At 28.8% G+C, this 11,904-nt stretch carries 14 protein-coding genes and 1 pseudogene; 3 read left to right on the forward strand and 12 right to left on the reverse strand.

All coding sequences use genetic code 11. The features are described from left to right. Window positions 1–42: 42 nt before the first annotated feature. Entirely contained in the window at window positions 43–537 is a 495-nt protein-coding gene (locus AGR56_RS10280) for a class D sortase (RefSeq protein ID WP_242851399.1), read from the reverse strand. Between the two features lie 683 nt (window positions 538–1,220). Here AGR56_RS10280 and ispF point away from each other — a divergent pair. After that, window positions 1,221–1,688, forward strand: coding sequence for a 2-C-methyl-D-erythritol 2,4-cyclodiphosphate synthase (gene ispF / locus AGR56_RS10285; protein ID WP_053242172.1), 468 nt, complete (start codon window positions 1,221–1,223; stop codon window positions 1,686–1,688). Window positions 1,689–1,765: 77 nt separating this feature from the next. After that, entirely contained in the window at window positions 1,766–3,109 is a 1,344-nt protein-coding gene (locus AGR56_RS10290; protein WP_053242173.1) for a methyl-accepting chemotaxis protein, read from the forward strand. Window positions 3,110–3,195: 86 nt separating this feature from the next. Here the strand turns inward: AGR56_RS10290 and AGR56_RS10295 are convergent, their stop codons facing one another. From AGR56_RS10295 to AGR56_RS10310, 4 genes are all read right to left on the reverse strand, one after another. Next, complete coding sequence (locus tag AGR56_RS10295; protein WP_053242174.1) at window positions 3,196–4,227, reverse strand: PocR ligand-binding domain-containing protein; 1,032 nt, start codon at window positions 4,225–4,227, stop codon at window positions 3,196–3,198. 470 nt (window positions 4,228–4,697) lie between these two features. Then, window positions 4,698–5,021 (reverse strand): hypothetical protein, encoded by a 324-nt coding sequence (locus tag AGR56_RS10300; protein ID WP_053242175.1) that lies wholly within the window; start codon window positions 5,019–5,021, stop codon window positions 4,698–4,700. Continuing rightward, window positions 5,018–5,257, reverse strand: coding sequence for a hypothetical protein (locus AGR56_RS10305; RefSeq protein WP_053242176.1), 240 nt, complete (start codon window positions 5,255–5,257; stop codon window positions 5,018–5,020). Before AGR56_RS10305 ends, AGR56_RS10300 begins: the two co-directional genes overlap by 4 nt. A gap of 9 nt (window positions 5,258–5,266) precedes the next feature. Continuing rightward, window positions 5,267–5,863 (reverse strand): sigma-70 family RNA polymerase sigma factor, encoded by a 597-nt coding sequence (locus AGR56_RS10310; RefSeq protein ID WP_053242177.1) that lies wholly within the window; start codon window positions 5,861–5,863, stop codon window positions 5,267–5,269. Between the two features lie 371 nt (window positions 5,864–6,234). Between AGR56_RS10310 and AGR56_RS10315 the strand changes: the two are divergent. After that, window positions 6,235–7,106: pseudogene (locus AGR56_RS10315) on the forward strand (YitT family protein). Window positions 7,107–7,230: 124 nt separating this feature from the next. Here the strand turns inward: AGR56_RS10315 and AGR56_RS10320 are convergent. From AGR56_RS10320 to AGR56_RS10350, 7 genes are all read right to left on the reverse strand, one after another. Beyond that, window positions 7,231–7,584 carry a PTS lactose/cellobiose transporter subunit IIA gene (locus AGR56_RS10320; RefSeq protein ID WP_053242178.1) on the reverse strand — a complete coding sequence of 118 codons (354 nt, stop codon included), beginning with the start codon at window positions 7,582–7,584 and terminating at the stop codon, window positions 7,231–7,233. 28 nt (window positions 7,585–7,612) lie between these two features. Next, window positions 7,613–8,941 carry a PTS transporter subunit EIIC gene (locus tag AGR56_RS10325; protein ID WP_053242179.1) on the reverse strand — a complete coding sequence of 443 codons (1,329 nt, stop codon included), beginning with the start codon at window positions 8,939–8,941 and terminating at the stop codon, window positions 7,613–7,615. An 87-nt stretch (window positions 8,942–9,028) separates the two neighbouring features. After that, window positions 9,029–9,346 (reverse strand): PTS cellobiose transporter subunit IIB, encoded by a 318-nt coding sequence (locus AGR56_RS10330; protein ID WP_053242180.1) that lies wholly within the window; start codon window positions 9,344–9,346, stop codon window positions 9,029–9,031. Further along, window positions 9,343–9,639 (reverse strand): hypothetical protein, encoded by a 297-nt coding sequence (locus AGR56_RS10335; RefSeq protein WP_053242181.1) that lies wholly within the window; start codon window positions 9,637–9,639, stop codon window positions 9,343–9,345. Before AGR56_RS10335 ends, AGR56_RS10330 begins: the two co-directional genes overlap by 4 nt. 2 nt (window positions 9,640–9,641) lie before the next feature. Continuing rightward, window positions 9,642–9,947, reverse strand: a complete 306-nt coding sequence (locus tag AGR56_RS10340) for a PTS sugar transporter subunit IIA (RefSeq protein ID WP_084756945.1) — start codon at window positions 9,945–9,947, stop codon at window positions 9,642–9,644. Further along, a complete protein-coding gene (locus AGR56_RS10345) occupies window positions 9,920–10,774 on the reverse strand; it encodes a PRD domain-containing protein (RefSeq protein WP_347460531.1) in 855 nt (284 codons plus the stop codon). Before AGR56_RS10345 ends, AGR56_RS10340 begins: the two co-directional genes overlap by 28 nt. Beyond that, a complete protein-coding gene (locus AGR56_RS10350; RefSeq protein ID WP_053242184.1) occupies window positions 10,771–11,733 on the reverse strand; it encodes an HTH domain-containing protein in 963 nt (320 codons plus the stop codon). Before AGR56_RS10350 ends, AGR56_RS10345 begins: the two co-directional genes overlap by 4 nt. Window positions 11,734–11,904 lie beyond the last annotated feature (171 nt).

The following is an 11,904-nucleotide window of genomic DNA, read 5'->3' on the forward strand; positions in this document are numbered from 1 at the left end:
TATTCACATTATCCACAGCCTTGTGCATAACTCTGTTAATAACTAGTTTTCCAATCTCGCCTTTACAATAAGTCTATGAGTAGCTACCCTTATAGGAGTACATGTAATCAAAGTCATAGTGGCATCATTAGATGGGTTCAATACCTCTACTTGACTAGGCAAAACAACTTGAGTTTTATATACCTTGTATTTAAATTCTCCATTCAATGTTTTAACAATTATTTCATCACCTATTTTTAGCTCATCTAATCTATTAAAATATTCTCCAAAAACGTAACTTCTATGTCCTGCTACACAAAAGTTCCCTTTTTGGCCTGGTAATGCAGTTCCTTTAAAATGACCAACAGCATACTTTAAAGTTTTTAGATCTGCCCCTTCTCCTATTACTACTTTTAAATTTATTTTAGATATTGTAAGTATTCCTACTCCTTCAATATCCTCATTGCTTGTACTTTTCTTTAAAGCATTATTATGATTTTTATAATACTTTATTTTGTTCTCATACTTTACTATCATGTTATTCTGCTTATATGACACAAAAAACTTGATAAAAATTGCTCCAATTATTAAAGCTATGCCTAAAGTTATTAAAATTATCCCTAAGATTTTAATTTTTTAATCATATGTCAATTACACCTCAAGTAATATTATATCATTATTTAAATTCTCTCTATATACTTAAGAAAAAATTTATTTTTCTATATTTTAAGAATTGTATTAACAATTCACAATATATATGATATACTATAATTGTAATAAATGAAAACGATATCTTGTATTGAAAGGTTGGTGTTATAAATGAAAAACAATGTAATCTATGTTGATTTTTCTAAAAAATGCAAAGTGCATAAATCTAATTTAATGTTTGCTAACCTTACAAAGTTTATAAAAAAATTATTTAGAATAAATTCAAAACCAAACACTTATCATACAAATTTACCTTCAGACAAAAGTAAACGTATACTTTAGACATAAAATAGCAATTTAAATACCACTTCGTTTTATCGAAGTGTTTATCTTTAATAATTTTAAATTTTTTATTATATTTATTTGGAAAAGTATTTATTTTTTTTAAAAATACATTTATAATAGAAGAAGTTACATATTTAGAAATTCATTTTACACTCTCCATAAAATAATTACAATATATCAACTAAAATAAAAAGCCGGATTTTCCGGTTTTTTATTTTAAAATTGAAAGATTAAAGGAGTTCAATAATATGAGAATAGGTACTGGATATGATGTACATAAATTAGTTGAAGGAAGAAAACTTATATTAGGTGGTGTTGAAATTCCATACTCTAAAGGATTGCTCGGTCATTCTGATGCTGATGTTTTAATTCATTGTATAATGGATAGTCTCTTAGGAGCTGCAGCCTTAGGTGATATAGGCAAATATTTTCCTGATACTTCGGAAAAATATAAAGGAATCTCAAGCATTAAACTTCTTGAAGAAACAAAAATAATACTCGAAAATGAAGGTTATAAGATTGGAAATATAGATTCTACAATTATAGCTCAAAAACCTAAACTGTCTAAATATATAGAACAAATGCGAAAAAATATTGCTAAAACACTAGATATAGATGTAAAATATATAAGTATAAAGGCAACTACTGAAGAAGGTTTAGGCTTTACTGGAAGAGAGGAAGGCATTTCCAGTCAAAGTGTGTGTTTAATTTTTTAGTATGTGCTTATAATTTACATATTTTTAGTAATATAATGCAAAATCTACTTAAGATTACTTACAGGTGGTGATATTTATTGGGAAATAATAAAAAAAATTGCATCAGCTTAAAAACGGCAATATTGCTAATTACAACTTTACCATTACTAGTTTTAACAGTCATTGAAGGAATTTTAATTTACTTAAAATGCTACAACGTATTAAAGTCTTCTTTGCCTGCTTCTCAATTTACTCAAAAGATTTTTTCAGTTGGACTGTTTATTTTCGTAGCAATTCTATCGACATTAATTTTAAACATAATTTTAACTCAATTGTTTCTAAGAGGCCTTTTACAAAAACTCCTAATTTTAAAAGACAAGCTAAAAAAAATTGGAGATGGAGATTTATCTATAGACGATATTGCTGCAAATTCCAACAATGAGTTTGGAACTATTCATGAAAATTTTAGTAAAATTATTAATAAAGTAGCTTCCCTTGTGAAGAATGTAAAATCTTCTTCTGAAACAGTTTTGAAAACCTCTACTGCATTAGAAAATTTAGCTTCTCAAACAGATAAATCTGCGACTGATCTTGCTTTAGCAATAGATTCTATAGCACAAGCCTCTGAAATTCAATCAAAGAAATCTGAAGAATGTTCTAATAAAGCAAATTCTCTTTCTGGCAAAATAAATAGAGTTCTTACTGGTACTGAAGTTATGAATACAGAAGCTGAAACCTTCAATGATCTTATAAATAAAGGTTTAGAAACAGTTAATCTTCTTACTAAAAAATCAGCTGAAGCTCTAGATTCAACTGCAAAGGTAAACGAAATTGTTTTAAAAGTTCACGATAATTCTCAGAACATTGGAAACATTACTAAAACCGTTTCTCAAATAGCAGAACAAACTAATCTATTAGCTTTAAATGCGGCCATAGAAGCAGCACGTGCTGGTGAAGCAGGAAGAGGTTTTTCAGTTGTGGCTGATGAAGTCAGAAAATTAGCAGAACAAGTTACTGAATCAATAGTTGAAATTGAAACTCTTATAAAAGAAATTCAACTTCACTCTAATGAAGCCGTTTATGCCATGTCTGATGCCTCTGAAATCGTTAAATCTGAAAATGCCTCATCAACTGATACTAAGAAAATTTTTAGTGATATTTCAGATGTAGTATTTGAAATGAGCGCAGTAGTTTCAGAAATTAAAAATGCCAATGAAGAAATGGATGTTGAAAAAAATAACCTTGTTGATTTAATCACTGAAATTTCGTCACAAAGTCAAGAAACTTCTGCTTCAGTTCAAGAAGTATCTGCCAATGCGGAAGAACAGATAAAATCAATGAATACTGTATCTGTCTATTCAAAAACTTTAAAAGAATTATCAGAAAAACTTGAAAATGAACTTATAGCATTTAAACCAAAGAGTTTAAAGGACAAGCTGTAGTTAATACATTCTTTTAAAGCACAGCTTAATACAAAAGGAAGAGGTTACAAATCCCTCTTCCTTTTTATGCATAGATAAAAATACTTCTATTTGTTATTAGCCAAACTATTTAACTCTTCAGATAAGCTCATAACTTCCTCTACACTTGCATTAGTTTCCTGTATTGCTGCTGACTGCTGCTGAGTAGTATTAAGTGTATCATCAGCGGTTTGTAGTGTAGCATCTACAGAGTTTTGTATTTTTTCAGTAAGCTTAATTATTTTATTAGCCGTTTCCTTTGAATTCTGGGACAACTTACGTATTTCTGTAGCAACAACACCAAATCCTTTTCCAGCTTCTCCTGCACGTGCTGCCTCTATGGCTGCATTTAATCCAAGCATTTTGGTTTGGTCTGCAATACTCTTTATATATCCTAAAACATTGTTTATTTCATTTGAAATATCTTTTACATTTAAGATTTCCTTATTTAAGCGTTCTTGATTATGGGTAACTTCTACTGATGATGCCGCTATTTCTTCCATGGCAGCTGATATTTGACTAAAATTATCTGATAATGCGCCAGTCATATGCTTTATTTTCATTTGCTCATACCCAATTTGACACAAGGTATTAGCTACAGTAAATAATATATTTGCGGATGCTCTAACTCTATTTTCACTTTCTACGTGAATCTGGTCTGCTGCTTTTATATACGCTTCTTCATTTATTCCAAGTTCATTAGCTATTTTTGACAAATTGCTTTGATCTGGTTTTGAAAAGGTAACTTGTCCACCTAGAATTGTTGCAATATGCTTACCTCCGATAATTATAGGTGCTGCAAAATCAATTAATCCAGCATGACAAGTATATATATACGGCTTTCCAGTTCTAGTTGCTTCCATACCACCCTTCAAATGTGATTCAGCACAACGCCTTCTACCATCAATACTTGATTGAGTAAGATTGCTGCAAAAGCTTGTATATCTAGTTGGTTTGGTTATTGGTTTGCCATCCATATCAACGGTTATGCTAGCTATCTCCATACTTTCCCCAAAATCATCTTGAAATCTTTGTAAAAAATCCAAATCAATTAAATCCTCAAGTTTTACATTATCAAATTCAAACGAATTGTCTACCATAATATCATCTCCCCATATATTCTATTAGCAATATATTACAGTTATCTGTAAATAAATATTTTTACCACATTTTCAGAAGATACTTATAATTTAATTATATCATATTTCAAAATTAGTGTCTATTTATAGGATTATACGCGTATTTATTTAAATTATACTAATATTGATATTTTATGCATTTAACTTAAGATATAATTTTTTAACACTTAAATGTACAATTTATAATTCAAATGTCGAATTGTTTTTATTGACTTTATATACTTAAATTGTTAAAATTAATTTGTAAGTTAAGTCGAATTATGTTGATAAGGAGTTACATTTTTCAACGCATTAAATTGGAAATTTCGCCTACAACATTTGTATTATAAAATTATAATTCCTTATTGCAAATAATAACCCTACTCCCCTTATACCACATGTTTCCCCATGTGGTATTTTATTTGATATAACAACACTCCCCATCATAATACCTATCTTACTCTTTTCATCTTTCTTATTGCTTTTAATTTCATATTACTACATTTTTTATACTCTAAATTATTGATTCTAGCATATTCTGCAATAGTTATGCCTTCACGAAACAATGAAGCTATTAACCTTCTTTCCTCACCATCTAATACTATTAATCTGCTTTTTATTAATTCCTTTTTTATATAATTTTCTTCTATAGATTTTTCGTCATTATACATTATAAAACTTTCACCTTTTTCCTCTATATAGCTTTCTAAGCTATTTTCATTCCAGTGTTTAGCCACTTTCCTTATTTCCATATACAATGCATTTTTTATCGTCATAATGGCATATGGAAAAAGTGCTTGCTGCTGTCTAATTTGAAACATTTTATTGATTTTAATAAAGAAACAGTAGCTACGCTTATAATATCCTCTAAATCATAATTTTTAAGATAGATACTATGGGAACATTTAATCATAAAAGGCTTCAGTTTTGCAATAATAAGCCATGAAGCATCTTTATCTCCACTTTTAGCTTTTCTACACAGCTTATCAAATTCAATTATACTTTCATTCATAGAGTAATTTTATCCTCTACAAATTGAGCATGAATTTAAATTTTTTAGTATATATTTTAGCATTTTATTTTCGGTTCTTCTTAACCTCTTCGTGCATGTGTAATAATTTAATTTATTTTTTCTTGAATAATCAGCAATTGAAATTTCTTTAAAATAATAAGCCTTTACTATATCTCTTTCATTATCGTTTAACTTATTCATAGCTTTTATAATTACTTTTTTCATTTCTGCCATTTCATCATTTCTTATGCATTCTTCTTCAATATTGCATCCTTTATCTATAAAGAACATATTACCCATGCATAAATCTATACTTATACTTTTATTGTCGTTAATATTTCTTCTTATAAGTTCATTAAGCATATTTCTGATCATACTATACATATACCCATTTAAGTTTTTAATTTCAGCTATTCTACTGCTTTTTATAAGCTTTAGCATCTTTAGTATAAAAATTTGCCTAAAATCCTCATAATCATATATACCTATGACAAGATTGCTATATCTTCGAAAGTATGAATTGCACTCAATAAAAATTCTACTTACACTTCCCTCATCACCATAGAAAGTTTTCTTAGTAAACTCTTTAAAGAAATTATTATCCATTACTCCACCTCCAAAAACAAATTACATAATTATAGACTGTAAAATTTAATTTTGTGGACATGATTTTAATATTTTTCTTCATTATATAAATATTTTTTATAGTGTATTCTACAAATAAATCCATTTACCTTTCAAATACATAATAATTTATATTACTATTGCACAAATTAAAGATATAAACTATATTTATAGGAGGATGTGAAAAAAAGGTATTCTATAGGTTTTACTATACCGCACATAAAGCCTTATGAGCGTCTCGTAAAAAGGAATACCTATATTTTTTGCATGCTCCTAAAGATAAACCATCTGAAAACTTGAAATTTAACTCAAAGTACAGTGATTGTGCACTGATTTTAAAGAGGTGATTTAATTTGACGGAAGATTTAAAAAAAATAGTAACTAGTCAAAATACAATTAACATACTATACACGATTTTAGGTTGTTTTATAACAGCCATAGGTATAAACATGTTTCTAGTTAATGCTCATCTATTAAGTGGAGGTGTATCTGGAATAGCACTCATACTTCAATATACTCTAAAGTTTCCTGCTGGTATCTCGCTTCTTGTTCTCAATATACCTCTCCTTTTGCTTAGCTATAAAGTAATGGGGAAAAAATTTACTGCAATGACTATGATTGGTACAATCGCATTTTCAATTGCCATTGACATTACAGCTCCTTTCCAAAATGTATTGAAACTTAAAGATAATATTCTTCTATGCGTGTATGGAGGAGTTTTAAATGGACTTGGTACCGGAATTGTCCTTAGTAATTATGGCTCTACTGGTGGTCTTGATATAGTATCTGCAATCATCAAAAAAAAACATGAAAATTTTGAATTTGGCACGACTTCCTTTGCCATAAATATGATAATAGTATCTATAGGTGCTGTTTTTTTTGGCATTTATAGTGCTCTATACACGCTTTTTTCCATTTACATAGGTTCACTTGTAATAGACAAAGTTTTAAAAGGTTTTAGCAGACAAAAATTAGTCATGATAATAACTAATGAAGAAAAAAAATAAGTGACAGTATAATGCATAATTTAAAAAGGGGTGTTACCTTTTTATACGGTGAAGGGGCATATACTAGTAAAAAAAGAATGGTCATATATTGTGTTGTAAGTTTAAGACAGCTGCCACTTTTAAAAAATGTAGTAATGCAAACAGATAAAACTTCATTTATATCTGTAATTGATATATCTGAAGTTCAAGGAGAAGGTTTTAAAGGTAAGCTTTTTTAAAAAATAAGGATGTTGCTTAAATTATTTCTATATTACAACATCCTCAAGGTGTATAAAACACACTTAATAAATATTAACTTGTTTTTTTATTTTTAAGAGGTAGAATATATTAACAAAATGATTTTTATTTATTGGACATATTTTCTATTTTCTTTTCTAATTCAAATACCTTTTTATAAAGAGCTATCTCTCTCTTTATAAGATTTTTTTCTGAAAGAGCAGTCATCAACTGATCTTGTGCATGAATTACAAGGAAATTAGGTGCTTCATTGTCCATTTGGCCTTGAATGAGCATATTTTGGTAATCATGACCTGCATAGAATTCTTCATCTGCTTCGTCAAGGCATTTTTCTGCTAATTCAAAATTTCCTTCTTCAGCAGCATCAAGTGCATCATAGGCTTTTCCTCTTGCATTTCCTCCATGTAATACCAAATTAAATATTATGCTTTCTAAAGTTGGCTTCTCTGTTTTTTCCATTTTTTATGCCTCCTTAAATGTTTTTATATTATTCTGTTACTCCATTGTCTAATTGAGCTTCTGCAGCTGCTTTCTTTTCATTAACCACAAGTTGTTTTTCATACATTTTAAAGAACGGCCAGTAGATTAATCCTGCTATAATTAAATTTACTAGCTGAAGTGCTGCTCCTTGCCAATAACCACCTGTTGCAATTACTCCTCCAAAGAAAACTGGAACAGTAAATGGAGGCTGCATAACAATTTTAGGAACAATGTTAGCTGCAAAAACTATATAGTTTACAGTTACTGCTGCTACTGGTGCAAGTACAAATGGTATAAATAATATTGGGTTTAAAACTAGTGGTGCACCAAATATAAGAGGTTCATTTATATTAAAAATTGCTGGTATAAGTTCAACTTTTCCAATGCTTTTAAGTTGTTTTGATGAAGAAAATAAAAACATTATAACAAGTGGCCATGTAAGTCCTGAACCACCTATGTGTGTAAACATATGAAAGAATGGTTCTGTTATTATACCATGTAATGCTTGATGATGATTAAGTGCTGTAGTATTTGCTGCAAGTTGTGCTGTCCAGAAAGGATATGCAACAGAAGATACAACATTCATACCATGAATACCAAGTGACCACAAAAGCATCATTAAGACTATTTCTAGCACTGCTGCTGGATAAGTATTTGAAACTGCAACAAGTGGTTTAAATATATCAAGTACAAGTTGAGGTAATGTGATGTGTAAATTAGCCCATATTATCCACTCAAGTGCCCATGATGCAGTAATCATTACAAAGAAAGGAACAAGTGCTCTAAAAGTTCTTACAACATAAGGCGGTACGCCTGCTGGCATTTTAATTATAAGACCTTTTTGAGTAAACAATTTCATTACAGTTGTAGTTATTATACCTAGAATTATTGCTATAAATAATCCTTGTGAACCTAAATAATTAAGTACATCGCCAAATTTAACTTTACTAACATCAGTTGCTGGAAAACATACAATAAAGAAACAAACTAATGATAACATTCCACACAGTGCTTCATCCATGTCCCATCTTGATGCAAGACTATAAGCGGTTCCAAAAGCAACTGCCATTGCCATTATTCCAAAACTCAAATTAAATGCAATGTTAATTTGCGCTTGAATGGGCTTAATTGCATTATTCCATGCATCTATTATACCCCATCCAAGAGCTGTAGGTGGATTTGCAATAATTAAAAATAGTGCTCCACTTATAATAAGTGGTAATGTAAAGACGCAAAAAGCGTCACGGATAGATTGAAGATATATGTTTTGTGCCGCTTTTGACAAAACTGGCATTAACTTTTCATCCATCCATTTCATAAACTTATTTCCTTCCATAAAATTGACCTCCCTAGGTTTATTTTATATTTTTAAAGTAATCCCATTTATTTCAATGGGATTAACCTTAAATCAAGTTTATAACTATTAAAGTTTCCCTGCTTTTTTAGCTAAATCAACTATCTGATCTAGTACCTTAGCTCCATCAAGCATTGCAAACGCTTGCATATTTACAATTTCTACTGGTATATCATATTTACTTGCCGCTGCTTCAACTTCTTTTTTCAGATGCCTTACCTGCGGTTCAAGAAGTGCTACCGAATAATTTTCAGCTTTTTTCTTAAACTCTCCAGTTCCACCTGCATCAACAGTTATATCCAATTTTCTCTTCTTAGCTTCATCTGAAACTGCCTTTGCAAGAGAACTTGAGGTTGCACCCCAACTACACAAAATAATTGCTTTCATTTTAAACTTCCTCCTTTATCTTTTATAATTTTTCTTTTTTTATATTTATTGTAACTGCTGTCTAAATTTTTTTGATAAAGAACTAACATCTTTCTAAAATAGAATTGTACTCCAAACATTACAGTAAGAAATACATTTCCAAAAACAAATAATTTTATTCCTGAAGCAGCCTTATTGTCAATGATAAGTTTCACAGAAAGTATAAACCATGGAAGGCTAAGTAAAAATAAAAATGCTTTTATAGGTTTATTGGATACATAAAGTAGATTTTTATTTTTATTGCTATTTTTCATTTTTAACTCATCACCCTTTCTATTTGATAATAGAGTTTTTTTAAAAGTGCTTCCTCAACAATTTTTCTACAGTTTTCTGTATTTGAGCTTTCATTAATTCTTTGTATAAAATCAGATTGTTCTATTATTGACGTAGATAAATCTCCTATTACTTCGAGGCTTTCTTTTTTATTAAATGGTGCTATCATTAAAAAAGCCGTATATACTTTTTCACTTTTATCCATTAGATTTATCATATTTATAGGTTTTGCAAGTTTTCCAACAACAATGGTTGCTTCATTTATATCTTCACTTGCGCAATGATATATTGCAAAGTTTTTTTAGGAAGTATTATAGTTCCTTGTCTTTCTCTATTTTCTAAAAGCGACTGTATATTTTTATACTGCATTGAATTAATAAGTCCATTTTCTTTTACACAATTTAAAAGTTCATTAATTATACTGCTTACTCTACGCGCAGAAACTTCTGTAAAAAAAGTATTTTTCACTATACTATTTAGTTCAGAACTATACACGCTTATAGCTTTTAATTTTTCCATATTACATTGAAAAGTGTCTTCATCATCTTCTTCATTTATGGATATCTTGATGTTAAGCTCGCTTTCAAGCTTTTTTATATCGTTTTCATTGAATAGAGAATTAATCACAATAACTTTAACATCATTTCTTTTTATTGGAACTGTAGATATAACAACATCAATGTTATTGCTTTTTATCATCTCATCAAGCTGGAACACAGAAGATACTGCTATTATATTAAGCTCATGAACCCTTTTAAGCTTTACTGCTAGCATCCTTGATATCCCTATACCATTTGAGCATACTAAAAGTGCATTGAATTTAATAAGCTTACTTTTCATTCTTTCAATAGACGCTGCAAAGTGCATCGTGATATATCCAATTTCATCATCACTTATATCTTTTTTAAGCTCGTTTTGGAGCACTTTAAGTATTTTTTTACTTTTGTCAAAGACATCGCTATACTGCTTTTTTATGTCAAAAATAAGTGGATTTCTTATAATATATCCACATTTAAGCCTATACATTGAATATAAAAGATGCATACTTAAGTCTTTTTTTAAAATTAAGTCTTTCTTTAAATTTACATCAAAAACCTTTGATGCCTCATCTATTATTTTTTTACAATAGAATTTAAATAATCTCCATTTAAATTTAAGCTCTCACTTCCTCCTCTCAGTCCTTGAAGGTGTACAGCAATATATGCTATTTCTTCATCGGGCATTTTAATTCCAATTTCTTCTTCAATACAATTTGCAATGTTCTGTGACAAATTATATTCCTCAGAATTTTTAAGTTTCTCAAGGGTGATTTCATCAATATCAATTTTTTGATTTTTTTCTAATCTTTTAATTGCCAATGCAAGATGCACTATAAGTTCAATGTAAAGCCTGTCTTCAATTTGATAATTCATTGTTATTTTGACTCTTATAAGTACCTTCTCAATTATTGAAATTGTTTTGTAATCAATAATATTTAAAAGTCTTATATTTAATTCATCAACTGAGCTGTAACCATAATTATGACTTTCATTGTAATTTTTCTGCATAAACCCTATCAAGTCATCTGTATTATAATTTTTATATAATAAATCTATTATTGCATGTCTTATATTTTTTTCATTAGTTTTTACATAGATACCAACTCCTGGCTTTGATATGAAATTAATATCCTTACTTTCAAACCATTTCTTTATGTCATTTAAATAGTTACTTACAGTTGTATTGGATACATTAAACTTACTGGCAAAATACTGAATTTTAATTGGTTCCTTTGTTTGTAAAAGCTCTATGAGAATTGCATTTTTTATGTTTTTAGCTTTCATTATAGATTTGAAGCACGGCAGTGTTAATTTTAAATTTATTATATTCTCATAAGTTCCTTCTAAAATCAATCCTTTAGGTGTATTTGTTACTTTTACATTAAAGTCCTCAATATATTTATTTATTTTAGCTATTTCCCTGTAGACTGTTCTTTTAGTTATAAAATACTCTTTAGAAAATTCATCTATACTAACTTTCTGGTTTGCTATGAGCTTATTAAGTAAATCCATTTGCCTTGAATTTAAATTTATCATTTTTAAATCACCTATCTATATAAGTTTACGATTTAAAATGCCTCTGGTTAAATTTTACTTATCACCCTTCAATATCTATTATATATTTCTTTGGTTAAATTATACAAGCTAAACATAATCACATAGTGTCATAACTACAGTGACATTTTTTATGAATTACAAATAAAAACA

The sequence above is a fragment of the Clostridium sp. DMHC 10 genome (assembly GCF_001270375.1).
Lineage (GTDB): Bacteria > Bacillota > Clostridia > Clostridiales > Clostridiaceae > Clostridium_S > Clostridium_S guangxiense.